We start from the raw sequence: 24,450 nt of genomic DNA, 5'->3' as shown, positions 1-24,450 counted from the left end.
GATGCAAAGGAGAGAAGTCGTAGGGTCAGGGCAGACAGTCAATTATGCCCTCCTCAGCCTTTTTCAATATATTGCTTCCGTTTTGGTAATTCTGGTTCACTGCCAGAGGCTTTTTGAACATGAAGCCCTGCATTTTATTCAGAAGAGTATGTTTGGCCGCATGGCGGTCCCTTTCTTTTTAATTTCTTCAGCCTATTTTTTCCGAGTACGCTGGAAGCAAGAGCCTCAAGCTGTGAAACTAACTCTGTATATTAAAGGCATTTTAAAGGTCTATGGTTTTTGGAGTCTGGTCTACCTTCCCTACGCTTTGACTTATTTCCAATCTCTGCATTTGCCCCTCTACCTAGCTCCGCTGGCTATTCTAGCAGCGCTCTTCTACATAGGAATGAGCTACCAGCTTTGGTATATTCCTGCCTTTCTCTTAGGTTTGCTGCTGGTCCATTTCTTGTATAGGAAGTTAGGCTCCAAGAAAACATTTGTCCTTTTACTGGTTCTCTATGCCTTAGGTGCTATTGAGACTTATCACGCCTATCTGGCTCCTAGTCTGCTGACGGACTGGTACGATGCCTATGCCAAGTTCTTTTTCACCAGCAGGAATGGCCTCTTCTATACGCCCATTTTTATCTATTTAGGCTACTTTCTAGCTGATTACGGGCAGATAGCCTTATTTCAGAAGAAACGCTGGCTGTTTCTTCTGTTGGCAAGTCTTTTTCTAGCAGGCGAAGGAGTGCTGGTTTACATCAGGCAGGGACTGGATAAAAACTTTTTCTTTGCTCTCATTCCCTTTACACTTTTCTTATTCAATTGGCTGTTAAAAGCAGAGTGGAAGCGCGAAAAAAACTGGCGACATTTAAAAGATCTAAGTATCCTTTATTTCTTCCTCCATCCTATCTTTATTGAGTTATCTTTTTTTCTGCTCAAATCCCAGCAGCTGTCCAAGTGGGAAAAGGGCCGTTGGGTCTTCCTTCTGACGATTATCCTGACCCACCTGACGTCAAAGTTGGTGATTGGATGGCGAGGGAAGAAAATCATATAGAGCGTTAAGAGCAACTATCAATTTTGAATAGAATTAACTATAAAACATTTCAAAGGAGTTCCACATGCTTGAACGTCTACAACAGCAGCTGGCTTTTACCAATGAGCTGGAAAAGCTGAAAGCCACTCATCGTAACAATCGGACCTTGGATGCCTATCGTTTTGAGAATTCTGCTGAGCATAGTTGGCAGGGTGCGCTCATGGCCCTAGTCTTTCGAGAATATATCACCGAAGAAGTCAATCTGGAAAAGGTCATGTCTATATTACTAATTCATGATTTGGGCGAAATATATGCTGGCGATACTTTTATCTTTGACGATGTAGGCAAGAGCGATTCTTACGATAGAGAGCTTGAGTCCTTGAAAATCAGTTTGGGCAAGTTGCCGTTAGATCAGCAGGATTCCTTTTTAGAGCTTTGGCAGGAATTTGAAACCGGCATGAGCATAGAGGCTAAATATGCTCGAGTGCTGGACGCTCTGGTTCCTCTGCTCAATCACTTGGAAGTTGCTCAGCCCCATGACAATCCTCATAGCCTGACCAAGTCGCAGGTCATCGCTAAGAAATCCTTTATCCAAGAAAACTCTTTAGCTCTTTGGGAATTAGCTCAGGAAGTTATTGATCAAAGTGTTGCCAAAGGACTATACCTGGATGAATGAGGTCGGGGACCTTGCCCGTAGATAAGAAGTTTGAGACTGGTTGAACCAGTCTTTTCATGTTATAATATTCAGACAAGATTGAACGGAGAAAATGTATCACTCATCATGATTAGCTCAAAATACGACTGGCAGTTTGCCACAAATTTTACAGACGAAAAATTTTTAAAAAAGGCCAAGAAAGCCGGATTAGAATCTGCCGTTGCAAGTCTTCTTTACCAAAGAGGTGTGCAGACTGAGGAGGCTTTACAGGAGTTTTTGGAGCCTAGTTTAGACCAGCTTCACGACCCTTATGATCTGCATGATATGGAGCGGGCAGTGGAGCGCATTCGCGCAGCGATTGAGAATTACGAGCAGATTTTGATCTATGGCGATTATGATGCTGATGGGATGACTTCGGCATCAATTGTCAAGGAAGCCTTGGAGCAGCTGGGGGCTGAGTGTCAGGTTTATCTGCCCAATCGCTTTACGGATGGCTATGGACCTAATAGCAGTGTTTACAAGTATTTTATTGAAAATCATGGGATCTCGCTCATTGTTACAGTGGATAATGGAGTGGCTGGCCTTGAAGCTATCGAGCTGGCTCAGTCTCTCGGCGTGGATGTCATCGTGACGGATCATCACTCCATGCCTGAGGAGCTACCAAACGCCTATGCGATTGTCCATCCGGAACATAGCGGAGCGAATTACCCTTTCAAGCATCTAGCTGGTTGTGGGGTGGCTTTTAAGCTGGCAACAGCCTTGTTGGAAGAAGTCCAAGTCGAACTTTTGGACTTAGTTGCCATTGGCACTATTGCCGATATGGTCAGTCTGACGGGGGAAAATCGGATCTTAGTCAAATACGGCCTTTCCGTCCTCAAAAACACTCAGCGCGTAGGACTTCAGGAGCTCTTTAAAATCGCTGGTATTCAGTCAGATGAGCTGGATGAAGAAACGGTTGGTTTCCAGCTTGCCCCCCGACTCAATGCCTTGGGACGGTTGGATGATCCCAATCCAGCAGTTGAGCTTTTGACTGGCTTTGATGACGAAGAAGCTCGCGACATTGCGCTTATGATCAACCAGAAAAATGACGAGCGCAAGGAAATCGTCCAGCAGATTTATGAAGAGGCAAAAAGTATGCTGGACCCTAAGAGACCAGTGCAGGTGCTGGCCAAGGAAGGTTGGAACCCTGGTGTGCTAGGGATTGTCGCTGGGCGCTTGCTGGAAGAGCTGCACCAGCCAGTCATAGTGCTTAATATTGAGGATGGCATCGCGAAGGGCAGCGCCCGCAGTATTGAAGCGGTTAATATTTTTGAGGCCTTGGACAGCCACCGTGATCTCTTTGTAGCTTTTGGTGGACACGCTGGAGCAGCAGGTATGACTCTCGAAGCAGATAAGCTGGCGGAGCTTGCCGATATTTTGACGGCCTACATCTTAGACAATGATTTGGATTTGACAGGCAAAACAGCTCTGTACTTAGATGAGGAACTGCACTTGCCAGAACTGACCCTAGATACGCTCAAAAGCTTTGAAAAACTGGCGCCTTTTGGTATGGACAATAAGAAGCCGCTTTTTTACCTCAAGGACTTTAAAGTGGACAATGCTCGGACTATGGGGGCTGGCAACAGTCATCTCAAGCTGAAAATTTCTCAGGAAGATGCTGCTTTTGAAGTAGTAGCTTTTGGGCAAGGAAACCTGGCGACAGAATTTGCCCAAACCAAGAATCTGGAGCTGGCTGTCAGCCTCTCTGTCAATAAATGGAATGGAAAGACCAGTCTCCAGCTCATGCTGGTAGATGCCCGTGTGGACGGTGTTCAACTTTTCAATATCCGCAGCAAAAATGCGACGCTGCCTGACAAGGTTCCAGTCTTGCGTTTCACTGAGGAATTGCCAGATTTGACAAATAGCAGAGCAGTTGTGGTTTATGACCTGCCTGATGATTTGCAGGACTTGAAGAAGATTATTCAGTCTCAGGATTTTGAAGCGATTTACTTTAAGAATGAGATTGCCAAGCCCTACTATCTGACAGGTTTTGGCAATCGTGAGCAGTTTGCCAAACTCTACAAGACCATCTATCAGTTCCCCGAGTTTGATGTTCGCTATAAGCTCAAGGATTTGGCAGCTTACCTGAAAATCGACCCTATTCTCTTGGTCAAAATGATTCAGATTTTTGAAGAGCTGGGCTTTGTAAGCATCACAGAAGGCGTCATGACGGTCAATAAAGAAGCAGAAAAGAAAGAAATTGATAGCAGTCTTATTTACCAAGACCTCAAGCGCCTAGTCAAAGAACAAGAACTCATGGCACTGGGCACCGTGCAAGAGATTTATAATTATTTGATGGAGAGATGAGATGGTACCAGACTAAGCCAAAGCCTTGCAAAGGAGAACATTTTAGATGAATGAAATTATCCTGAGCTTTAAACCAGAATTTTTTAAAGCTTTGCTAACAGTAAAAAAGCATTTTGAATATCGTTCAAGGATTCCTGAAAAAGAAACGGTAGCCTATTTATATCTTTCCTCACCCGCTAAGATGATTGTTGGGAAAATGGTTTTAGGTCAGCGTAATAATATCCAACACTTTTTAGAAAATTCAGATTTAGCCAATAGTAGTCGTTCATATTTGGAAAAACATTTGCAAGAAGGTGCTAAGTATTTTTCTCCAATTTACTCCCTGTCTCTTCTTGACTCGCCTATATCATTGAAACAAGCTAAAGAATTATCACCGAGATTTAACGCTCCTCAAGGCTATAGTTATATGTCGAATTATAAAGAATTGAATGATTTTCTTGAAAAATCTGTATTTTCAATATTTGAGATTAATCCATCTAATGATTTGGACTTATTAGGCTTATTTACGAAGGATATTGTAAAAAATTATGAACAAGAAATAGCAACACCACTTTATTTAGAGCAATACATTTAATTTTGACTTGCCTAGAAAAAACGATTATAAAGGTTAACCAACTCAATCCCAGCCTCAATAAGGTGGTCTATAAATGAATGAAACATACTCTTTTAAATTAAATAATCTATCCCCTTAAAAAATAACTTTTCTATTACCATTTGGAGGAAAAAGTGATATAATAGAGAGTAAAAAATTTTTTTGAAAGAAAGTATATCATGAATTTAAAAGACTACATTGCAACAATCGAAAATTATCCAAAGGAGGGCGTGACATTCCGTGATATCAGCCCATTGATGGCAGACGGAAATGCTTATAGCTACGCTGTTCGTGAGATTGTTCAATATGCGACAGACAAGAAGATTGACATGATCGTTGGACCGGAAGCTCGTGGCTTTATCGTGGGTTGTCCGGTTGCATTTGAGTTGGGAATTGGCTTTGCTCCAGTCCGCAAGCCTGGTAAGCTTCCTCGTGAAGTTATCTCAGCTGACTATGAAAAAGAGTATGGTATGGATACCCTGACCATGCATGCAGATGCTATCAAGCCAGGTCAGCGCGTTCTGATTGTAGATGATCTCCTTGCGACTGGTGGAACAGTGAAGGCGACGATTGAGATGATTGAGCGCCTTGGTGGTGTAGTAGCTGGCTGTGCCTTCCTTATTGAGCTGGATGAGCTCAAAGGTCGCGAAGTTATCGGCGATTACGACTACAAGGTTCTGATGCACTATTAATACATAGTTTCTAGCTATATCTAGTTAGAGAAAAAGTATAATTGAAAACTATATCTCCTTTCAGTATAATGAAAGTACATTGGATAAACAAAGAATAGGCTGGAAAAGTATTTCCAAGCCTTTCTAACGATTGAAGGAGATATTTTCATGCCAATTAAGATTGATAAGAAACTGCCAGCTGTTGACATTTTAAGTTCTGAGAATATCTTTGTCATGGATGACGACAGGGCGGACCATCAGGATATCCGCCCTCTGAATATTCTGGTACTCAATCTCATGCCCCAGAAAATGGTGACGGAGACTCAGATACTGCGCCACTTGGCTAATACTCCGCTGCAGTTGACTATTGACTTCCTCTACATGAGCTCTCACCAGTCTAAAACTACACGTGCAGAGCATATGGAGACTTTCTATAAGACTTTTGATGAGGTTAAAAATCGCTATTTTGATGGCTTGATTATTACTGGTGCGCCTGTAGAGCATCTGCCTTTTGAAGCGGTGGACTACTGGGAAGAGTTCCAGCAGGTGATTGAATGGTCCAAGACCCATGTCTTTTCGACTCTGCATATCTGTTGGGGAGCTCAGGCTGGACTTTACGCTCGCTACGGCGTTGACAAGCACCAGATGACGCGTAAATTATCGGGTGTCTATAGCCAGTCAGCTGACAGCAGCAATCTGCTTTTTCGTGGCTTTGACGATGAGTTTTATGCGCCGCATTCCCGTCATACGGAAGTTCTGAAGGAAGATATTGTCAATCTGACTAATCTGGAAATTCTCTCATATGGTGAAGATACTGGCCTCTCTGTGCTGGCTAGCCGAGACTTGCGAGAGGTATATAGTTTCGGTCACATGGAATACGACCGCGATACTCTATCTAAAGAGTATTTCCGCGATTTGAAGGCAGGGAAGAATCCACACATTCCAGAGAATTATTTTAAAAACGATGATGTCCATGCGACACCGGCCTTGCGTTGGAGTTCGGCCGCGGCACTCTTTTTCAGCAATTGGGTCAATTATGCTGTCTATCAGGAGACACCTTTTGACTGGGAAAGTCCTGAAAATGATGTATCGTTTTTTGCTTATCTATAAGAGGTGACATGACTTATTTATCAGCTTTTAAATCGGGCAATCTAGTAATCCCGAGTGCTCTTCTTTTACATTTTAAGGACATCTTTGATTCCAGCGATGATTTTTTGGTCTGGCAGTTTTTCTATCTGCAAAATACGACTTCTCTGGAAGAGTTGGCACCTAGTCAGATTGCGGAGCATATTGGCAAGACCCTGTCAGAAGTCAATCGCTCTATGTCCCATCTGACAGAGAAAGGTCTCTTGCAGTATAAAACCATTGAACTGAATGGAGAGACAGAGGTTATTTTTGATGCTTCACCGGCTTTAGAAAAGCTGGATGAACTTCTTGCAGCCAAAAGTGGTCCGCAGACTGTGGCAAAGGCGCCACAGAATGTTTTAAAAGACTTGGTGGAGACCTTCCAGCAGGAGCTGGGCCGTCTCTTGACACCTTTTGAAATTGAGGACTTGACTAAGACTGTTCAAGACGATAAAACCAATCCTGACTTGGTCAAGGCTGCCCTTCGTGAGGCTGTGTTTAATGGCAAGGCCAATTGGAAGTATATTCAGGCTATCTTGCGCAATTGGCGTAAAGAAGGCATCACCACGCTTGCTCAGGTAGAAGCCAAGCGGGAAGAGCGCGAAGCAGCTAATCCTCAAAATGTGACAGTTTCAGATGATTTCCTCAATGCCATGAATTTGTGGAAGGACTGACTTTATTAGATTTGCAGTGGCCTGTTAGATATGACAGGCCCTTGGTTTTATAAAAAAGGAGAAAAGTATGACCTATCAATTGCCAAAAGTCTGGTCCGCTGCGGACAGCGACCAAGGAAAATTTTCAGGTATCAATCAGCCTACTGCTGGAGCGCGCTTTGAGCAGAAGCTTCCTGTCGGTAAAGAACCTTTTCAGCTTTATTCACTTGGGACTCCTAATGGAGTCAAGGTGACGATTATGCTGGAGGAACTACTGGCATCGGGTATCACTGAGGCAGCCTATGACCTCTATAAGATCAGCATTATGGACGGCGACCAGTTTGGCTCAGATTTTGTGAAAATCAATCCCAACTCTAAGATTCCGGCCTTGTTAGATCAGTCAGCTGATAAGCCTATTCGTGTCTTCGAGTCAGCCAATATCCTACTCTATCTAGCAGAGAAGTTCGGAAAGCTGTTTCCTTCAGATTTGGCTGGTCGGACTGAGGTGCTCAACTGGCTCTTCTGGCAGACAGGCGCGGCGCCCTTCTTGGGCGGTGGTTTCGGTCATTTCTTTAACTATGCTCCAGAAAAGCTAGAATATCCTATCAACCGCTTTACCATGGAAGCCAAGAGACAGCTGGATTTATTAGACAAAGAATTGGCTAAGAAAGCTTATATCGCTGGAGAAGACTACAGTATTGCTGATATTGCTATCTGGTCTTGGTATGGGCAGTTGGTGCAGGATAAGCTCTATCCAGGCGCAGCTGAGTTCTTGGATGCTGCATCCTACAAACATCTATCTGCTTGGGCGGAGAAGATTGCAGCTCGTCCGGCAGTCCAGCGTGGTTTAGCTGCCGAGTATCAGGAAATCAAATAAAAAAGTGATGGGTAGGAACACCCCATCATCAAGTGGCGAGACAAAATCAGTTTATCAACAGGCTGATTTTTCCTCCGCTGCTTTTTTTATACCTTTAAAAATGATATACTGAATAGAAGAATGTTTAGAAAAGAGTGAGCAATGCAAAAAAAGACTATTTCCCAACGCTTGGAGCGAGTAGCTGCTTTTGTGCCGGATGGGGCAAAGTTGCTGGATGTTGGGAGCGATCACGCATATCTGCCTATTTACCTGATTCAGGAAGGACGGATTGAGAAGGCTCTGGCCGGAGAAGTGGTAGAGGGGCCTTTTCAGTCTGCCCAGAAAAATGTGGCAGAGCATGGGCTGACGAAGCAGATTGAAGTTCGCTTGGCTAATGGTTTAGCTGCTTTTGAAGCGGAAGACCAGATTGATACCATCGTTATCGCTGGCATGGGTGGTCGCTTGATTTCAGAGATTTTGGAAAATGGCAGAGCTAAGCTTGGAGCTATTTCCCGCTTGATTTTGCAGCCCAATAACCGAGAGGATGAGCTTCGCAGCTGGCTTGTATCTAACAGCTTTCGCTTGCTGGCTGAGGATATCTTAGAAGAGGCTGGAAAGTTTTACGAAATCCTAGTGGCAGAAGCTGGCCAGCAAACTTTGACAGAGCAAGAAAAGCGTTTCGGACCTTTTCTGATGAAGCAACAGTCACCTGCTTTTCAGCTAAGATGGCAGAAAGAACTGAAGAAACTAGAAGGAGCTCTAGCCCATATCCCAGAAAAAAATGAGCTAGAACGCTCTGCTATGTCCCAAAAAATTGAAAGTATCAAGGAGGTACTCCATGCTAGCAAGTGAAATCATCGCCCGTTATGAAGCCTACTGCCCGCAAGAACTGTCCATGGAGGGCGATATTTCAGGCCTGCAAATCGGAACATTGGACAAAGAAGTGGACAAAGTTCTAGTGGCACTGGATATTCGTGAGCAGACAGTGGCGGAGGCTATTGAGGTAGGCGCTGGACTGATTATCGTTAAACATGCGCCTATCTTTCGCCCGCTCAAAGACCTAGTGGCGGACAAGGCTCAAAATCAGATGATTCTAGACCTCATCAAGCATGATATTGCTGTCTATGTCAGCCATACTAATATTGATGTTGTGGAGGACGGGCTTAATGATTGGTTCTGCCAGCTATTGGATATTGAGGAGACAAGTTTTCTCAGTCAGACGGGACCAGAAAACGGTATTGGCCGCGTGGGAAGGATTGCTACTCAGACCTTTGGGGACTTTGCGGCTAAGGTCAAGGCAAGTTTTGGACTAGATTGTTTGCGTCTGGTCACTTATGAAGAAGCGGATCTCAATCGTGTGATTGAGCGAGTTGCTATTTGTGGTGGCAGCGGTCAGTCCTTTTATCCGGAGGCCATTGCCAAGGGAGCGCAGGTCTACATTACAGGTGATATTTACTATCATACAGCTCAGGAGATGCTGACAGAGGGACTTTTAGCGATGGATCCTGGACACCATATTGAGGTTCTTTTTACGGAAAAATTAAAAGAAAAGCTTGATACTTGGAAGGCAGAAGAGGGATGGGAGATTGAGATTCTGGCTAGTCAGGCTTCGACCAATCCTTTCCGACATATTTGAGAGGGAGCGACATGAAAAAAGTAGCAGTGATTGGAGCTGGGATTGTCGGATCAACAGCAGCTTACTATCTGTCCAAATCACCAGATGTGGAAGTGACTGTCTTTGATGACGGTAAGGGGCAGGCAACCAAGGCAGCCGCTGGCATTATCAGTCCTTGGTTTTCCAAACGTCGCAATAAGGCTTGGTACAGGATGGCACGTCTGGGCGCTGATTTTTATCAGAACTTGATTGCGGATCTGAAAGCGGCTGGAATCCAGACAGACTTTTACCAACAGACAGGTGTTTATCTGCTGAAAAGGGACGAGAGCAAGCTGCAGGAACTTTATGATTTGGCTGCTAATCGTCGGGAAGAGTCGCCGTTAATCGGGGAGGTGAGTCTTCTCAGCCGTCAGGAAGCTCAGGAGAAATTTCCAGATTTGCAAGGCTTTGAGCGACTTCTCTATGCTTCCGGCGGCGCCCGTGTGGAGGGAGCACTCTTGACGGAGACGCTTCTGAAAGCCAGTAAGGCAGAACTGGTTGAGAAAAAGGTAAGCCTGGCAGTAGAGGGAGAGAAACTTCTTGTGGACGGACTCAGCTTTGACAGTGTTATATTAGCTGTGGGGGCTTGGTTAGGAGAAATCTTGCAGCCACTGGGCTATGAGACAGATGTTCGGCCACAAAAAGGACAGCTACGTGATTTTAGGCTGGCTGAGCAGACAGATGACTACCCAGTTGTTATGCCTGAGGGCGAGCTGGATATCATTCCCTTTCTGGCAGGCAAGGTCAGCGTCGGTGCTAGCCATGAAAATAATCAGGGCTTTGATTTGACGGTAGATAGGAAAGTGCTGAATCAGTTGCAGCAAGAAGCGGAAACTTACTTGCTAAGGCTGTCTAAAGCAGAGATTTTAGGCGAGCGCGTGGGAACACGGGCCTATACCAGCGACTTTGCTCCTTTCTTTGGAGCTGTGCCAGACTTACCGCATGTCTACGCTGCCAGCGGATTAGGCTCTTCTGGTCTGACAACTGGCCCACTCATCGGACGCCAATTGGCCCAGATGGCTCTAGGAGAAGCGGGGCTGCTGAATCCAGCTGACTATCCTATTGAGTGGTATGTAAAGAAGGTTTGATATGACAGAAACTATTTTGAATTGGGTCAATATTTGTGTAAAAAAAGATGAAGAAATCCTACTGCTCAATCGCCAGCATGATAATTTTAAAGGGTGGATACAACCAGGCGGGAAGGTGGAGTTTCCAGAATCTTTTTTTGAAGCTGCAAGGCGCGAATTAAAAGAAGAAACGGGGCTGACTGCTCTAAACTTGGAATTGAAGGGGATTTCAGGCTTCACTAATCCAAGTAAAGAAGAACGGTATGTATATTACGATTTTCTTTGTACTGCCTTTGAAGGACAAGTCAGGGGAAACGATCATGAAGGGGAGCCCAAATGGTGGAAGATTTCGGAACTTGGCCAAATAGATATGCAGGACGACATACGTGAACGTTTGCCTCTCTACTGGCGGAAAGGCTCTTTCGAGCGGATTCATTACTGGAATGAGGAAAAACACTGTATCGGGGAAACCAAGACGATTTTGTATGATTGATTTCAGAGGATAAGGAGAAGTTTATGGACTGGTTACGATCGCAGCCTGTAGTTATGCAGGCTTTCTTGGCTGGGCTTTTCACGTGGGGATGTACCATTGTAGGCTCGGCTGTTGTATTTTTCTTTAAGAATATCAGCAGAAAGCTGCTGGATATTATGATGGGGTTTGCAGCAGGCGTCATGATTGCGGCTTCATTTTGGTCACTTCTGGCACCGTCGATTGAGTATGCGCAAAGTTCTTATGGCAAGCTGTCCTGGTTGCCGGCAGCGATTGGTTTTTTAGTAGGAGGTTTTTTCTTGCGGCTGATTGATGCTGTGGTGCCTCACTTGCACTTGAGCAAGGATATTTCAGAGGCAGAGAGTGTTCCTGAGCATAGCCGAAAGAAGCTGTCCAAGACGGCCTTGCTCTTCTTAGCCATTACCATTCACAATTTTCCTGAAGGTTTAGCGGTAGGGGTAGCCTTTGGTGCTTTGGCCGCCAATCCTAGTCCGGAAGCCTTTATTGGGGCTGTCGGCCTAGCTTTGGGAATTGGCCTGCAAAATGTCCCGGAGGGGGCTGCTCTGTCCATTCCGATTCGGACGGACGGCAAGTCTCGGCTTAAAGCCTTTTACTGGGGTTCCATGTCAGCTATTGTAGAGCCAATCGGGGCTGTCCTGGGAGCTGTAGCTGTCATGGCTATGACGGCTATTCTACCTTATGCCCTCTCCTTTGCGGCAGGAGCTATGATTTTCGTGGTGGTAGAGGAGTTGATACCAGATTCGCAGACCAATGGCAATACCGATGTGGCGACTTTAGGCCTCATGGTGGGCTTCGTTCTCATGATGGTCTTGGATGTGGCTTTGGGTTGATACTAACTTGGAATCAAAGAGCGAAAGAAAGCGGAATTTCCGCTCTTTTTCTTTTGTTTGAGGGTAGTGAAAAGGATGACATCCGCTTTCAAAAATGGTAGAATAAGGAGAATACATTAAGAGAGGAAACTCATTATGAAAGGTATTATTCTTGCAGGTGGTTCTGGTACACGTCTCTATCCATTGACCCGCGCTGCATCAAAACAGCTCATGCCGGTTTATGACAAACCCATGATTTATTATCCACTGTCAACTCTTATGCTGGCTGGTATCAAGGACATCTTGATTATCTCCACTCCGACGGATCTGCCTCGTTTTGAGGATCTGCTGGGAGATGGCTCTGAGTTTGGTATCAAGCTCTCTTATGCAGAGCAGCCAAGTCCAGACGGACTGGCACAAGCCTTTATCATTGGGGCTGATTTTATTGGAGATGACCGCGTGGCGCTGATTCTTGGGGATAATATCTACCATGGACCAGGTCTGAGTAAGATGCTCCAAAATGCTGCTGCTAAGGAAAAAGGAGCAACTGTTTTTGGCTACCATGTCAAGGATCCAGAACGCTTTGGTGTAGTAGAATTTGATGAAAATATGAATGCTATCTCCATCGAAGAAAAACCGGAACAGCCACGCTCTAACTATGCAGTGACAGGACTGTATTTCTACGATAATGATGTCGTAGAAATTGCCAAGAACATCAAGCCAAGCCCTCGCGGAGAACTGGAAATCACAGATGTCAACAAGGCTTACTTGGAACGTGGTGATTTGTCTGTGGAGCTTATGGGACGTGGTTTTGCTTGGTTGGATACAGGTACCCACGAAAGTCTCTTAGAAGCTGCTCAATATATTGAAACAGTTCAGCGTATGCAGAACGTTCAAGTGGCAAATCTGGAAGAAATTGCCTATCGTATGGGCTATATCACTAAAGAGCAAGTGCATGAATTGGCGCAACCATTGAAAAAGAATGAATATGGCCACTATCTCTTGCGCTTGATTGGAGAAGAATAAGAAGATGACGGAACAATTTTTTGATAAGGAATTAGCAGCGCGTGAGGTTCCCGGAATCCCTGGAATGCTGGAATTTGATATCCCTGTACGCGGGGACAACCGAGGCTGGTTTAAGGAGAATTTCCAAAAGGAAAAAATGCTGCCGCTAGGCTTTCCTGAAAGCTTCTTTGCAGAAGGAAAACTGCAAAATAATGTCAGCTTTTCTCGTAAAAATGTCCTGCGGGGTCTTCATGCTGAACCATGGGACAAGTACATCTCTGTTGCAGATGACGGCAAGGTGCTGGGATCTTGGGTCGACCTGCGCGAGGGAGAAACCTTTGGCAATACTTACCAGACAGTAATCGATGCCAGCAAGGGAATTTTTGTGCCACGTGGTGTAGCAAACGGCTTCCAAGTCCTTTCTGACACCGTTTCCTATAGCTATCTGGTGAATGACTATTGGGCTTTGGAACTCAAACCGAAGTATGCCTTTGTCAACTATGCAGACCCAGCTCTAGGCATCCAGTGGGAAAACCTAGAAGCAGCAGAAGTCTCAGAAGCAGACAAGAACCATCCACTACTTAAGGATGTCAAACCTCTAAGAAAAGAAGATTTGTAAAAAAGAATTCTTTTCTGACGCATTAATTTATATTGAAATATATGATTTAGCTCAGCTCCTATCCGAGCTCAGCGAGTGGAAGAAATGATTGCCTCTGTGGTGTAAGTCATGTAACAAATTATTTAGTTTGTTACATGACAGGGGATTTTTGAGACATGAGGCTCAAAAATAAGCAATGAAACCGAAGGTTTGCTTGCGTCCCTACCACTTAAGGCAATTATAAAAAAGTTAAGGAATAAAAATGACTGAATACAAAAAAATTATCGTGACAGGTGGAGCTGGTTTTATCGGTTCTAACTTTGTCCACTATGTTTACAACAACTTTCCAGATGTCCATGTGACAGTGTTGGACAAGCTGACTTACGCGGGGAATCGTGCTAATATTGAAGAAATTTTAGGCGACCGTGTTGAGCTGGTTGTTGGAGATATTGCTGATGCAGCCTTGGTAGATAAGCTGGCAGCTGAAGTGGATGCTATCGTTCACTACGCAGCAGAAAGCCACAATGATAACTCGCTCAATGATCCGAGTCCATTCATTCATACCAACTTCATCGGAACATACACGCTTTTGGAAGCAGCTCGTAAGTACGACATTCGTTTCCACCATGTATCTACTGATGAAGTCTATGGTGACCTGCCTCTGCGTGAAGATTTGCCAGGTCATGGAGAAGGACCAGGTGAGAAATTTACGGCTGAAACCAAGTACAATCCAAGCTCGCCTTACTCATCAACCAAGGCAGCTTCAGACTTAATCGTTAAAGCTTGGGTGCGCTCATTTGGCGTTAAAGCGACTATTTCTAACTGTTCAAACAACTACGGACCTTACCAGCACATCGAGAAGTTCATTCCGCGCCAAATCACCAATATCCTGAGTGGTATCAAGCCAAAACTCTACGGTGAAGGTAAAAACGTCCGTGACTGGATTCATACGAATGACCATTCATCAGGCGTCTGGACAATTCTGACCAAGGGACAAATCGGCGAAACTTACTTGATTGGTGCTGACGGTGAAAAAAATAACAAGGAAGTGCTGGAGCTGATTCTCAAGGAAATGGGACAGCCAGCTGATGCTTATGATCATGTGACAGACCGTGCCGGCCACGACCTCCGCTATGCCATTGATGCCAGCAAGCTTCGCGATGAGCTAGGATGGAAGCCAGAGTTTACCAACTTTGAAGCAGGTCTCAAAGAGACTATCAAGTGGTACACGGATAACCAAGACTGGTGGAAATCAGAAAAAGAAGCAGTTGAAGCCAACTATGCTAAGACTCAAGAAGTGATTAAGTAAGAATAGGCTATCTATGATGAGCCTTGTAAAACTAGCGCTATGAGATTGAGAGGCTGGGATTATCTGTTCCAGCCTTTTCTCACAGGATTGTTAGCTTTTTAATATGTTTGTTACAGAAAATTATGCAAAAATAGTGTAAAATAAGATAAATCCTTTCTGTGTTTTTAGCTAAAGGGATTTTCTCAAATTAAAGGAATACAAACATGAAAATGGTAAAAAGAGTAGTGGGAATTGGTCTGGTGCTGTTGCTTGCAGCAGTCCTGTTTCTGGTTCCTGCATCTGTTAATCAAAGTGAACAATTAAAGAATGTTCAAGGCAGTGCTTCCTGGATGAGTATTATTGAGCCAGCTTTGAGCAATGCCAATGTGACGGCTCAGGGAGTCAGCACGGAAGTTTCTCTCAATAGCGTCCAGCTTAATCAGGTGCTCAAGTCTTTTCTGGCTGACTCTGAGAATCAGGAGCTGCTGAACAGTGTTTACAGTATTGAAGGTAATAAGCTGCGCATCCAGTATCCGGTCAAACTGCTCTTTATTGACAGTAAGCTGGACCTAGAGGTGGATGTGACGGTGAGGGATAATGTCTTGCACATCACAATTGATAGTGCTAAGTTAGGCTCTCTTCCTATCCCTAAATCTTGGGTGACAGGCATGCTGAAGCAACAAATGCAGGCTTCAAATTCATCTATCACGACGGAGGGAGATAGTTTCCTTCTAGCTCTGCCGCAGAGTCAATACAGCATTAACAAAATCAGCTTCCAGAATGGAGCTGCTAAAATCCAGTTCAGCATGGGTTATGGAATCTAAAAAAGAAAACTTCATTTGAGGAAGAAGTCTTCCGAATCAAATGGAGTTTTTATACTATTATTTGAACAATAGCATTGTGAGGGAGAAAAGATGCCTATTCCTAATATCCTGCAAGAGGAGTTGATTGTTATTGATGACAATCTGCGTTTGCGAGCCTATGATGGCGAGTTTGAGTTGGCCATAGACTGGTACCAAGATCCAGATATGATTTATATGATTGATGGTAGTAGAGACCCCTATCCGCCAGAGCGAGTTCAAAGGATGTATGAATATCTTGCCAGGCAAGGTGAAGTGTATTTTATTGAAGTATGGGAGAAGGAGTGCTGGCTACCCATTGGGGATGTGACCTTTTGGCAAGATGATTTGCCGATTGTCATTGGAAAAGCGGACTACCGCGGGAAAGGCATTGGCAAGAAAGTTCTTTCTGCTTTGATACAGCGCGCACGCAATCTAGGCTATCAGAAACTAGCAGTTCAAGAAATTTATGATTTCAATCAGCCCTCTCGCAGTTTGTTTGAGTCGCTTGGTTTCTATCCAACTCTTGCTAGGGAGAAAGGCAGGTCCTATACACTTGATTTGACCTTGCCCATAGCGCAGATCCAGCCCAGTCAGTTCTACCTTTCACGGGAAAAACTGGACAGGATTTGTATTGATTTTGACCAACAAGAACTTGAACCTTTACCTATCAAGCGCATGGATGGAAAAGTTTTCTTTACTGATGGACATAGCAGAGCCTTTAAGGCATATCAGGCTGGCCTCTCTCATATCCCCATCTATTATGATAGAGACGAGCTTAACTGGGACTTTTATCAATACTGTGTTCAGGCTTGTCAAGAAAGAGGCATATTCTCTATAGCTGACTTACAGAACCGCATCTTGTCCAAGGAAGACTATCAGACCAAATGGCTTGATTGGTGTCAAAGAGAAGCTAAAAAATTTGATAAGAGCTGATATCGCGAAGTTCTTGTGTTATAATAGATAAAAGGAATTAATATATCAAATCAGAGGTGAGATGATGCTTTATGAATTTTGTGCGGAAAATGTAACCTTGCTAGAAAAGGCTATGAAGGCTGGAGCCCAGCGGATTGAACTCTGTGATAATCTTGCTGTCGGTGGCACGACGCCTAGCTATGGCGTAATTCAAGCAGCAGTTGACTTGGCCAAGCTTTATGATGCGACTGTGATGACCATGATTCGGCCACGGGGCGGTGATTTTGTTTACACTGACCTGGAGATTGAAATTATGCTGACTGATATCCAAAAGGCTAAGGATGCTGGCAGTCAGGGAGTCGTTTTTGGTGTCTTGACGGAGAAGAACGAAATAGATGTTCCGAAGATGCAGCGGCTGCTAGAGGCTTGCAAGGGACTGGAAGTAGTCTTTCACATGGCTTTTGATGCGATACCAGCTGAATACCAGTTTGGCGAAATGGATTGGCTGATTGAGAATGGTGTCCAGCGAATTTTGACCCACGGAGGACCTGCCAGTGAGCCAATTGAGGAGCATTTTGCTTGGCTGGACGAATTAATCGACCATGCTGCTGATCGGATTGATATCATGCCGGGAGGTGGGATTCATCTGGGCAATCGTCAGGAAGTTATAGATAGTCTGGCAGTAGACCAGCTGCATGGAACTAAAATTGTATTTTAAGGAGGGGGAAGCTGCGCTAGCAGCGGCTAAGTAGATGTTGGAACTATTTGAAAAATACAAGGCTAATCTAGACAAGCTTCAGACTTACGGCTTTAAGAAGTCTGATGGAGCTTACCGTTTCTCGCAGAAGATTATGAAGGGTGACTTTCGCTTGGAAGTAACTATCAGAGATGGGAAGCTGGACTATCAGGTCTTTGACTGTGATACTGATGATGCCTATCTGCAGGTCAAGATGGAGCAGGTGACGGGGGAGTTTGTCGGTCAGGTTCGTGAAGCTTGTCAGGAAGTACTGCTGGCTATCCGTCAGCACTGTTTTGATGAGGTTGGCTTTCTCTATGAGCAGAGTAAGCGACTGCGGGATCACGCGGCTGAGGTTTATCAGGGTCAGATAGAGTACCTCTGGGAGAAGTCGTCCAGAAAGAGCTCGACTAAAGCTGGGGTTTTCCGCCACCAGGACAGTAAAAAATGGTACGGAGCCTTTCTGACCACAGACTGGTCTAAGTTTGAAGCAGAGCGAAGCGGCGCTATTGAGGTGCTGAATGTTAAGAATGACCATGTCGCAGAGCTAATTCAGAAAAAGGGGATTTACCCGGCCTTTCACATGAATAAGAAATACTGGCTCAGTCTGCCCTTGGATGATAGCCTGAGCGATCAGGAAATCTTTGATTTACTGGCTGTTAGTTACCAGCTGACCAGTAAAAAATAGAATCGAAGCACAGCGCTCTAATCCGCTGTGTTTCATTTTTCCTCAAAAAACAGTATAATAAAAAGACTAGTAAGAATAGGAGAAATTATGAACCTCATTAGAAAATTAGCCTGGTTTTTTAAGTTGGAAAAGCGGCGCTATATCATCGGTATCTTGGCCTTGTCCTTGGTCAGCGTCTTCAATCTGATACCGCCCAGAGTCATCGGTCAGGTTATTGACCGAATTGCTAGCAAACATCTGACTTCTCAAGAGTTGCTCTTTAATTTGCTGTTGCTGATTGCTTCAGCTTTTATCATGTACGGCCTACGTTATGTCTGGCGCCTTTATATCTTAGGGACGTCCAATAACCTGGGACGGATTCTGCGCTCTCGATTGTTTGAGCACTTTACTCACATGTCTCCCTCTTTTTATCAAAAATACCGAACAGGGGACTTGATGGCTCATGCGACCAACGATATCAATGCAGTTGTCAGTCTGGCTGGGGGCGGAGTCATGTCAGCTGTGGATGCTTCTATTACAGCTCTGGTGACCTTGCTGACTATGTTTTTCGTTTTGGACTGGCGGCTGACTTTGATTGCCATTGTGCCTATGCCTTTCTTGTCCTGGGGAACGGGCTTGATTGGCCGAAAAAATCATGAAAGTTTTAAGGCTGCTCAAGAGGCTTTTTCGGATTTGAACAATAAGGTTCAGGAGAGTGTTTCAGGGATTCGAGTGACCAAGTCCTTTGGCTATCAGGAAGCTGAGACTCAGTCTTTTGCCAAGACAAATCAGGAAGTCTACGAAAAAAACGTTTTGGCTGCCAAGTACGATTCTCTTTTTGATCCCTTGGTTTTGCTTTTTATTGGTCTTTCTTATGTTTTGACCTTAATTTTCGGTGGAATTTTTATCTCCCAAGGACAGTTTACCATAGGAGAGTTGGTTACTTTTATCACTTATCTGGATATGCTGGTTTGGCCGCTGCAGGCGACAGGCTATCTTTTTAACATCGGCCAGCGAGGGGCTGTTTCCTATGAACGGATTGAGAAGTTGCTGGCTCAGGAGTCGGAGGTCAAGGAAGCTGAACAACCCCTTTCTCATGCGGAAAATGGTCGATTGGATTATGACATTCAGAAGTTTTCTTATACCGAGGAGACTAGTTTATCGGATATTCATTTTTCCATTGAGCAGGGACAGACACTGGGAATTGTCGGGCAGACTGGCTCAGGGAAGACCACTCTTCTGCGCTTGCTGCTGCGGGAGCAGGATATTCAGGAGGGGGCTATCTATCTGAATGGCCATGATATCCGGGAGTACCGCCTCAAAGACTTGCGCCGTCTCATCGGCTATGTGCCACAGGAACAGATGCTCTTTGCTCTGTCCATTCGGGACAATATCCGCTTTGCTAACCCCCAGCTGACAGATAGCCAGGTTCTAGCTGCTGCTCAACTCTGCGGTGTTTATGAGGATATTCAGGCTATGCCAGAGGGGTTGGATACAGTCGTTGGCGAGCGGGGCTTGTCCCTATCTGGTGGGCAGAAGCAGCGTTTGGCGATGAGTCGAGCTATTATTACCAATCCTGAAATTTTGATTTTGGATGATTCCCTGTCGGCTGTTGATGCCAAGACGGAGCATCTGATTTTAGAAAATCTAAAGTCTGAGCGTGCTGGCAAGACAACCATCATCACAGCTCATCGGCTGTCAGCCTTGGTGCATGCAGACCTGATTTTGGTTATGGAAGAGGGACGGATCAAGGAGCGGGGTACTCACCAAGAGTTATTGGAGCAAAAAGGCTGGTATGCTCAGACATACCATAATCAGCAGCTGGCAGAAAGCTTGAAGGAGGAAGATTAACATGAAAAAGAAAGCAACTTTTCATCGCCTCCTAGGCTATATGTGGCGCTACAGGATAGTGAGCATCATGGCCTTGACCTTCATTCTGCTGACGACTCTGGTCACAACGGCATTGCCGCTTCTGGCCCGCTATTTTATTGATCAGTTTATCGGCCGCAATCAGGCCTGGGCTGGCCTGCCTTTGCTGGCTCTTTACTATGGTCTTTTCCTCCTGCGGGTACTTTTTACCTTCTTGGGAAAGTATTTCTTTGCGCGTGTGGCTCAAAGTGTGGTTCGGGACTTGCGACAGGAAAGCTTTGCCAATATCCAGCGTCTGCAAATGGCTTATTTTGATAAAACGCCAGCTGGTGCTATCGTTTCCCGCCTGACCAATGATACTCAGGCAGTAGCAGATATGTTCAGTGAGATTTTTTCTAATTTTTTGAGCTCCCTGCTGATTTTAGTTGTTACTTTGAGCGCTATGTTTGCCCTCAACTGGCAATTGACCCTGATAATCGCTCTCTTTTTGCCTCTGATGGCAGCCTCTATCTTGCTCTATCAGCATTTATCCAATCGTCAGCTCAAGCAGGTCCGGAATAAACTCAGCGATTTGAATGTCAAGCTATCTGAGAGTATCGAGGGAATGCGGATTATTCAGGCATTTGGACAAGAGAAGCGCTTGCTGCGGGAATTTGAAGAAATTAACGGCCAACATTTAGGTTTCACCAATCGCTATCTCAATATCAACAGTCTCTTTCTGAGGCCAGCCATGTCCCTACTGAAAATCTTGGCTTATGGAGTGATTCTGACTTACTTTGGCTTGACTTGGCAAGTGGTGGGAATTACGGCTGGTATTATGTATGCCTTTATCCAGTATGTTAATCAGCTTTTTAATCCTTTGATTGATGTCATGCAGAATTACTCTGTTTTACAGACATCTATGGTTGCTGCGGATCGGGTTTTTGAAATTATGGACCGCACTGACTATGAGCCTGAGCAGGCTAATCAAGATCTGCAAATCCAAGATGGCAGTATCGAATTCAAGCATGTTTCCTTTTCTTATGATGGGAAGCGTGATGTTTTGCACGATATCTCCTTTTCTGTCAAAAAAGGCCAGACCATTGCCTTTGTGGGCTCGACTGGCTCTGGAAAGTCCTCTATTATCAATCTCTTCCTGCGTTTTTATGAGTTTGAGCGGGGACAAATTTTGATTGATGGCCGTGATATTAAAGACTATAGTCAGGCGGAGCTGCGTCGAAAGATTGGTCTTGTTTTACAGGATCCCTTTCTTTATCACGGTACCGTTGCTTCCAATATTCGGCTTTACCAAGAGCAGCTGACGCGTGAAGAGATTATAGAAGCGGCTAAGTTTGTAGATGCTCATGGCTTTATCAGTCAGCTGCCTCAAGCCTATGACGCCCCTGTGACTGAGCGGGGAGCGACTTTTTCCAGCGGCCAACGGCAGCTTCTAGCCTTTGCCAGAACTATCGCTACTAAGCCTAAAATCTTGATTTTGGATGAGGCGACAGCCAATATTGATTCGGAGACAGAGGAGCTGATTCAAGCTTCACTGAGGAAAATGCGGCGGGGACGGACAACCATTGCCATTGCCCATCGTCTGTCTACCATTCAGGATGCCGACTGCATCTATGTCTTAGACAAGGGCCGCATTATCGAATCCGGCAGCCACGAAGAATTGCTAGCTCAAGATGGAACCTATAAGAAAATGTACCAACTGCAGGCTGGGATGATGGAGTCTTGAAAAGCCTGATTATAAATAAAAGGTGTAGAATTCCGAATGAATTCTACACCTATTTTAAATAGTCTTTTAATTTCTCTACATTTTCTTCTAAGTTATCGTAAGGCAGCTTGGCATACTGGTAAGGGCAGCTAGTAAGGTAGCTCTGTTCAAAGAAGTCAAGCGGCAGGCTGCTGTGTTTGAGAGCACTGACGGAAGAAAGTGACCTTAAGTCTAGCAGAATGCCGTCCTTGGTCAGATAGCTGGATAGCGGCAGCTGAGCTTGCTCCAGTAGTATCTGGGCTTTTCTTGCTTCCTCTTCTTGAAGCTGCAGCAGCGCCAGCCTATTTTTTTCAAACATGAGACTGTCAATGTAGAGCGATAGGGCCTTCTGCATGATGAGGTTGCTGTCGTAGTCCACGGCACTTTTGTAAGCGATGAAGGTCTTTTGAATCTGGGGCGGAAGGAGCAGGGCGGTAATCCTCAGGGCTGGGAAAAGGCTGGTTGAAAAGGACTTGATGTAGATGACGCGCTGGCTATTGTCTAGATAGTGAAAGGTCAGCTCCCGCCGGCTATCAAAGTCTGATAGGTAGTCATCTTCTACGATATAGACATTATAGAGCTGGGCCAGCCGAAGAATCTCTTCCTTGTCCTGCCGACTGTAGGAGTGGCCCAAGGGATAGTGGAAACGCGGAATAGTGTAGAAAAACTTGATCTTTCCGCTTTGAAAAATCCTCTCAAGTTCTTGCAGATTAATCCCTTGCGGTGTCCTTTCAATGGTTTCATAAGGAAGTTTTTGCGCTAGCAGAAGATCATTAATCCGATGGTAGGTCGGCTGCTCCACCAAGATACGCTCTTTTTGATTGGGAAAATCAATCTGTGAAAGGATATAGAGGGCCTGCTGGGTGCCAGAAGTCAGTACCAGCTGATCCCTAGAAGCATAGACAGCAGAGTCAAGCATTAGCTTTTGCACGGAGCGACGCAAATCCTCCAGTCCTTCCTGTTGAGGGTAGTAGTTGAAGAGATAATTTTCCCGGCCGATCAGAGTTTCATTTACACAGAGTCGGAAATCCTCGTAGGCTTGGTGGCGGTCATCCCTCACAGGCAGCTCCAAATCCTGCTTTTCTTCCTGAGCATTCTCCAGCACATAGTAGCCGCTTTTGGGAACGGCATAGATGTATTTCTGATATTTGAGCTCAATCAGAGCCTTCTGCGCAGTATCCTTACTGCAATGATAACGCTCTGCCAGCTTCCGGACAGAAGGGATTTTCTGACCAGTAGCCAATTTTCCCTCTTTAATATCCTTAGTAATCTTATCGACGATGCGTTGGTATTTTGCCTTGGTCATAAAACTGTCCCCATACAGATTTGATTTTTTCATATTGTAACTCATTTTGAGATATTTTACAATAGAGAGCAAGTAGGAGGAGTCATGAAAACAAAAACAGTTATTCTGGCCACAGATATTTCTGGCTTAGGTAAGGTTGCTGCAACAGCTGCCCTGCCGCTCTTTGCAATTTGCCAGCTAGAGGTGGCCCTCTTGCCAACCATGATTTTATCGTCCCATACAGGCGGTTTTCAAGACGTCTATATAGATGATTACACGCACGGGATGCTTGCTTTTTTGAAACAATGGCAGAGCCTGGAGTTCGACTTTTCAGCTTTGGTAACAGGATATTTGAAGTCTGATATTCAGGTGGAAAATTTGCTGCACTTTAAAGAGGAAAAAAGCTTGCCCCTTATCGTGGATCCTATCATGGGGGACAAGGGGACTTTTTATCAGGGATTTTCAGATGCCCATCTAGACCATATGCGTCGCCTCTGCCAAAATGCTGATTTGGTTCTGCCCAATTTGACGGAAGCCTGTTTGTTGTTAGAAGAATCCTACGAAAAGAGTTTATCAGAAGATAGATGGGAGGACTATAGCAAGCGTTTGGCTGAGTTAGGACCGAGCAAGGTCTTGTTGACAGGCTTGCCAATGAAAGAGAATCAGATTGGTGTGGCCTATTTTGATGCGGCATCAGAGGAGTTTAACCTTTTTTCTAGTCCAGCTCTGCCCCAGCAATTTTTTGGAACGGGTGATATATTGACGACACTTGTAGCTGCAGCTTTTGTTCAGGGGATTGACATCAAGCAAGCCCTGCCTGTGATTTTGAAGTTTATTGAAAAGAGTTTGGCACTTAGCTTTAAAGAGCAAATAGATCCAAAGAAGGGCGTTTTTACCAGCCCTATCTAGGAGAGCTTTTTGCTGATTTTCAAGCCTTAATGGAGGAAAAAGATGAAGAAACAAACACTTGATTTACAAACCTTAACCATGATTAGTTTATTTGCTGCTTTGATTTTTCTGAGCATTCAGTTTTTTAAAATTCCTGTCGGAGCTCAGTTTATTCACTTTGGAAATGCACTAGTGGTAGTGGGCTGTCTGATTTTTGGCAGTAAACTCGGTTTTTTAGCGGCTGCCATTGGACTAGGAATATTTGACTTGCTGAATGGTTATGCAGCGGAAATCCCAATTATCTTGTTAGAAGCACTTGCGGTGGCCGTGGTGATTCATTTTCTGTATGAAGGACTCTTTCAAAGAAAGGAACGACTAAGAAATATTCTTGTGACAGCAGTAGCCGCAGCTTTGGTGAAGATTGTGCTTAATATTTTCAAGTACACTCTGACAGGAACACTGCTTGGCGGGAGCAGTTTGCCAGCAGCCTTTTTACTGGCAGTAGCTAAGATTACTGGTACATTTGGCTCCAGTCTAGCGACAGTCATCGCTGTCCCAATCTTATATCCAATCTTTCAGCAAGTCAGAAAAGCGCACAAGCACAGAAGGCCAATGAAAAGCAGGGATAAATCAATAATCAACATAAATGAAGAAACCGTCTGAGA

Annotated in this window: 24 protein-coding genes and 1 pseudogene; 24 read left to right on the top strand and 1 reads right to left on the bottom strand. The window is 44.8% G+C overall.

Annotated features, from left to right (window positions below; translation table 11 throughout):
- The first annotated feature begins 1 nt into the window (after position 1).
- The 22 genes from RG608_RS02505 to RG608_RS02400 all read left to right on the top strand — a co-directional run bounded on the left by RG608_RS02505 (position 2) and on the right by RG608_RS02400 (position 21,594).
- Positions 2-1,036, top strand: a complete 1,035-nt coding sequence (locus RG608_RS02505) for an acyltransferase family protein (RefSeq protein WP_268687305.1) — start codon at positions 2-4, stop codon at positions 1,034-1,036.
- A gap of 64 nt (positions 1,037-1,100) precedes the next feature.
- The gene (locus tag RG608_RS02500; protein WP_308946507.1) at positions 1,101-1,691 is read left to right on the top strand and encodes an HD domain-containing protein; all 591 of its coding nucleotides are present in this window, start codon (positions 1,101-1,103) and stop codon (positions 1,689-1,691) included.
- A 105-nt stretch (positions 1,692-1,796) separates the two neighbouring features.
- Entirely contained in the window at positions 1,797-4,016 is a 2,220-nt protein-coding gene (recJ, locus tag RG608_RS02495) for a single-stranded-DNA-specific exonuclease RecJ (RefSeq protein WP_308946535.1), read from the top strand.
- Positions 4,017-4,062: 46 nt separating this feature from the next.
- Positions 4,063-4,590, top strand: a complete 528-nt coding sequence (locus tag RG608_RS02490; protein WP_004186488.1) for a hypothetical protein — start codon at positions 4,063-4,065, stop codon at positions 4,588-4,590.
- A 197-nt stretch (positions 4,591-4,787) separates the two neighbouring features.
- Positions 4,788-5,300: an adenine phosphoribosyltransferase gene (locus RG608_RS02485; protein WP_002906315.1), complete on the top strand. Its 513-nt coding sequence runs from the start codon at positions 4,788-4,790 to the stop codon at positions 5,298-5,300.
- 147 nt (positions 5,301-5,447) lie between these two features.
- Positions 5,448-6,389, top strand: coding sequence for a homoserine O-succinyltransferase (gene metA / locus RG608_RS02480; RefSeq protein ID WP_002930858.1), 942 nt, complete (start codon positions 5,448-5,450; stop codon positions 6,387-6,389).
- Positions 6,390-6,397: 8 nt separating this feature from the next.
- On the top strand, positions 6,398-7,078 hold the full coding sequence (locus RG608_RS02475; protein ID WP_002897343.1) for a DnaD domain-containing protein: 681 nt from the start codon (positions 6,398-6,400) through the stop codon (positions 7,076-7,078).
- Positions 7,079-7,145: 67 nt separating this feature from the next.
- Positions 7,146-7,934: a glutathione-dependent disulfide-bond oxidoreductase gene (gene yghU, locus RG608_RS02470; protein ID WP_268687303.1), complete on the top strand. Its 789-nt coding sequence runs from the start codon at positions 7,146-7,148 to the stop codon at positions 7,932-7,934.
- A gap of 141 nt (positions 7,935-8,075) precedes the next feature.
- Positions 8,076-8,765, top strand: coding sequence for a tRNA (adenine(22)-N(1))-methyltransferase TrmK (locus tag RG608_RS02465; protein ID WP_268687302.1), 690 nt, complete (start codon positions 8,076-8,078; stop codon positions 8,763-8,765).
- Positions 8,752-9,549 (top strand): Nif3-like dinuclear metal center hexameric protein, encoded by a 798-nt coding sequence (locus tag RG608_RS02460; protein ID WP_268687301.1) that lies wholly within the window; start codon positions 8,752-8,754, stop codon positions 9,547-9,549. The genes RG608_RS02465 and RG608_RS02460 overlap by 14 nt, the downstream gene beginning before the upstream one ends.
- 11 nt (positions 9,550-9,560) lie before the next feature.
- Complete coding sequence (locus RG608_RS02455; protein ID WP_268687300.1) at positions 9,561-10,655, top strand: FAD-binding oxidoreductase; 1,095 nt, start codon at positions 9,561-9,563, stop codon at positions 10,653-10,655.
- 1 nt (position 10,656) lies between these two features.
- Positions 10,657-11,127, top strand: a complete 471-nt coding sequence (locus tag RG608_RS02450; RefSeq protein ID WP_268687299.1) for an 8-oxo-dGTP diphosphatase — start codon at positions 10,657-10,659, stop codon at positions 11,125-11,127.
- A 23-nt stretch (positions 11,128-11,150) separates the two neighbouring features.
- Positions 11,151-11,975: a ZIP family manganese transporter TmpA gene (tmpA, locus tag RG608_RS02445; protein WP_308946506.1), complete on the top strand. Its 825-nt coding sequence runs from the start codon at positions 11,151-11,153 to the stop codon at positions 11,973-11,975.
- A 135-nt stretch (positions 11,976-12,110) separates the two neighbouring features.
- Positions 12,111-12,980, top strand: a complete 870-nt coding sequence (gene rfbA, locus RG608_RS02440; protein ID WP_002913447.1) for a glucose-1-phosphate thymidylyltransferase RfbA — start codon at positions 12,111-12,113, stop codon at positions 12,978-12,980.
- A gap of 4 nt (positions 12,981-12,984) precedes the next feature.
- A complete protein-coding gene (locus RG608_RS02435; RefSeq protein WP_015605114.1) occupies positions 12,985-13,578 on the top strand; it encodes a dTDP-4-dehydrorhamnose 3,5-epimerase family protein in 594 nt (197 codons plus the stop codon).
- Positions 13,579-13,819: 241 nt separating this feature from the next.
- A complete protein-coding gene (rfbB, locus tag RG608_RS02430; RefSeq protein WP_268685750.1) occupies positions 13,820-14,866 on the top strand; it encodes a dTDP-glucose 4,6-dehydratase in 1,047 nt (348 codons plus the stop codon).
- Between the two features lie 203 nt (positions 14,867-15,069).
- Positions 15,070-15,669 (top strand): hypothetical protein, encoded by a 600-nt coding sequence (locus tag RG608_RS02425; protein ID WP_002917067.1) that lies wholly within the window; start codon positions 15,070-15,072, stop codon positions 15,667-15,669.
- 90 nt (positions 15,670-15,759) lie between these two features.
- Positions 15,760-16,620 carry a GNAT family N-acetyltransferase gene (locus tag RG608_RS02420; RefSeq protein WP_268687297.1) on the top strand — a complete coding sequence of 287 codons (861 nt, stop codon included), beginning with the start codon at positions 15,760-15,762 and terminating at the stop codon, positions 16,618-16,620.
- 64 nt (positions 16,621-16,684) lie between these two features.
- Complete coding sequence (locus RG608_RS02415; RefSeq protein WP_268687296.1) at positions 16,685-17,317, top strand: copper homeostasis protein CutC; 633 nt, start codon at positions 16,685-16,687, stop codon at positions 17,315-17,317.
- A 34-nt stretch (positions 17,318-17,351) separates the two neighbouring features.
- Positions 17,352-18,023, top strand: a complete 672-nt coding sequence (locus RG608_RS02410) for an MmcQ/YjbR family DNA-binding protein (protein ID WP_268687295.1) — start codon at positions 17,352-17,354, stop codon at positions 18,021-18,023.
- Positions 18,024-18,110: 87 nt separating this feature from the next.
- Entirely contained in the window at positions 18,111-19,853 is a 1,743-nt protein-coding gene (locus RG608_RS02405) for an ABC transporter ATP-binding protein (RefSeq protein WP_268687294.1), read from the top strand.
- A 1-nt stretch (position 19,854) separates the two neighbouring features.
- Entirely contained in the window at positions 19,855-21,594 is a 1,740-nt protein-coding gene (locus RG608_RS02400; protein ID WP_268687293.1) for an ABC transporter ATP-binding protein, read from the top strand.
- A gap of 49 nt (positions 21,595-21,643) precedes the next feature.
- Here RG608_RS02400 and RG608_RS02395 read toward each other — a convergent pair whose 3' ends face one another.
- Positions 21,644-22,963: a PLP-dependent aminotransferase family protein gene (locus RG608_RS02395; protein WP_268687292.1), complete on the bottom strand. Its 1,320-nt coding sequence runs from the start codon at positions 22,961-22,963 to the stop codon at positions 21,644-21,646.
- Between the two features lie 39 nt (positions 22,964-23,002).
- Here RG608_RS02395 and RG608_RS02390 point away from each other — a divergent pair.
- Together RG608_RS02390 and RG608_RS02385 are read left to right on the top strand one after the other, a co-directional pair.
- Positions 23,003-23,868: pseudogene (locus RG608_RS02390) on the top strand (pyridoxamine kinase).
- Positions 23,849-24,448 carry an ECF transporter S component gene (locus RG608_RS02385; protein ID WP_268687290.1) on the top strand — a complete coding sequence of 200 codons (600 nt, stop codon included), beginning with the start codon at positions 23,849-23,851 and terminating at the stop codon, positions 24,446-24,448. The pseudogene RG608_RS02390 and the gene RG608_RS02385 overlap by 20 nt, the downstream one beginning before the upstream one ends.
- The last annotated feature ends 2 nt before the right edge of the window (positions 24,449-24,450 follow it).

Origin of the sequence: Streptococcus sp. IsoGale022 (assembly GCF_031142805.1) — a bacterium.
GTDB classification, from domain to species: Bacteria; Bacillota; Bacilli; order Lactobacillales; family Streptococcaceae; genus Streptococcus; species Streptococcus sanguinis_A.
Note: the sequence above shows the minus strand (reverse complement) of the source record. Positions and strands in the feature narration are given on the sequence as shown.

What these genes read in the sequence shown, in the direction of transcription:
- RG608_RS02505 (WP_268687305.1), top strand. Translation starts at nt 2, where the DNA reads ATGCAAAGGAGAGAAGTCGTAGGGTCAGGGCAGACAGTCAATTATGCC.
- RG608_RS02500 (WP_308946507.1), top strand. Translation starts at nt 1,101, where the DNA reads ATGCTTGAACGTCTACAACAGCAGCTGGCTTTTACCAATGAGCTGGAA.
- recJ (WP_308946535.1), top strand. Translation starts at nt 1,797, where the DNA reads ATGATTAGCTCAAAATACGACTGGCAGTTTGCCACAAATTTTACAGAC.
- RG608_RS02490 (WP_004186488.1), top strand. Translation starts at nt 4,063, where the DNA reads ATGAATGAAATTATCCTGAGCTTTAAACCAGAATTTTTTAAAGCTTTG.
- RG608_RS02485 (WP_002906315.1), top strand. Translation starts at nt 4,788, where the DNA reads ATGAATTTAAAAGACTACATTGCAACAATCGAAAATTATCCAAAGGAG.
- metA (WP_002930858.1), top strand. Translation starts at nt 5,448, where the DNA reads ATGCCAATTAAGATTGATAAGAAACTGCCAGCTGTTGACATTTTAAGT.
- RG608_RS02475 (WP_002897343.1), top strand. Translation starts at nt 6,398, where the DNA reads ATGACTTATTTATCAGCTTTTAAATCGGGCAATCTAGTAATCCCGAGT.
- yghU (WP_268687303.1), top strand. Translation starts at nt 7,146, where the DNA reads ATGACCTATCAATTGCCAAAAGTCTGGTCCGCTGCGGACAGCGACCAA.
- RG608_RS02465 (WP_268687302.1), top strand. Translation starts at nt 8,076, where the DNA reads ATGCAAAAAAAGACTATTTCCCAACGCTTGGAGCGAGTAGCTGCTTTT.
- RG608_RS02460 (WP_268687301.1), top strand. Translation starts at nt 8,752, where the DNA reads ATGCTAGCAAGTGAAATCATCGCCCGTTATGAAGCCTACTGCCCGCAA.
- RG608_RS02455 (WP_268687300.1), top strand. Translation starts at nt 9,561, where the DNA reads ATGAAAAAAGTAGCAGTGATTGGAGCTGGGATTGTCGGATCAACAGCA.
- RG608_RS02450 (WP_268687299.1), top strand. Translation starts at nt 10,657, where the DNA reads ATGACAGAAACTATTTTGAATTGGGTCAATATTTGTGTAAAAAAAGAT.
- tmpA (WP_308946506.1), top strand. Translation starts at nt 11,151, where the DNA reads ATGGACTGGTTACGATCGCAGCCTGTAGTTATGCAGGCTTTCTTGGCT.
- rfbA (WP_002913447.1), top strand. Translation starts at nt 12,111, where the DNA reads ATGAAAGGTATTATTCTTGCAGGTGGTTCTGGTACACGTCTCTATCCA.
- RG608_RS02435 (WP_015605114.1), top strand. Translation starts at nt 12,985, where the DNA reads ATGACGGAACAATTTTTTGATAAGGAATTAGCAGCGCGTGAGGTTCCC.
- rfbB (WP_268685750.1), top strand. Translation starts at nt 13,820, where the DNA reads ATGACTGAATACAAAAAAATTATCGTGACAGGTGGAGCTGGTTTTATC.
- RG608_RS02425 (WP_002917067.1), top strand. Translation starts at nt 15,070, where the DNA reads ATGAAAATGGTAAAAAGAGTAGTGGGAATTGGTCTGGTGCTGTTGCTT.
- RG608_RS02420 (WP_268687297.1), top strand. Translation starts at nt 15,760, where the DNA reads ATGCCTATTCCTAATATCCTGCAAGAGGAGTTGATTGTTATTGATGAC.
- RG608_RS02415 (WP_268687296.1), top strand. Translation starts at nt 16,685, where the DNA reads ATGCTTTATGAATTTTGTGCGGAAAATGTAACCTTGCTAGAAAAGGCT.
- RG608_RS02410 (WP_268687295.1), top strand. Translation starts at nt 17,352, where the DNA reads ATGTTGGAACTATTTGAAAAATACAAGGCTAATCTAGACAAGCTTCAG.
- RG608_RS02405 (WP_268687294.1), top strand. Translation starts at nt 18,111, where the DNA reads ATGAACCTCATTAGAAAATTAGCCTGGTTTTTTAAGTTGGAAAAGCGG.
- RG608_RS02400 (WP_268687293.1), top strand. Translation starts at nt 19,855, where the DNA reads ATGAAAAAGAAAGCAACTTTTCATCGCCTCCTAGGCTATATGTGGCGC.
- RG608_RS02395 (WP_268687292.1), bottom strand. Translation starts at nt 22,963, where the DNA reads ATGAGTTACAATATGAAAAAATCAAATCTGTATGGGGACAGTTTTATG.
- RG608_RS02385 (WP_268687290.1), top strand. Translation starts at nt 23,849, where the DNA reads ATGAAGAAACAAACACTTGATTTACAAACCTTAACCATGATTAGTTTA.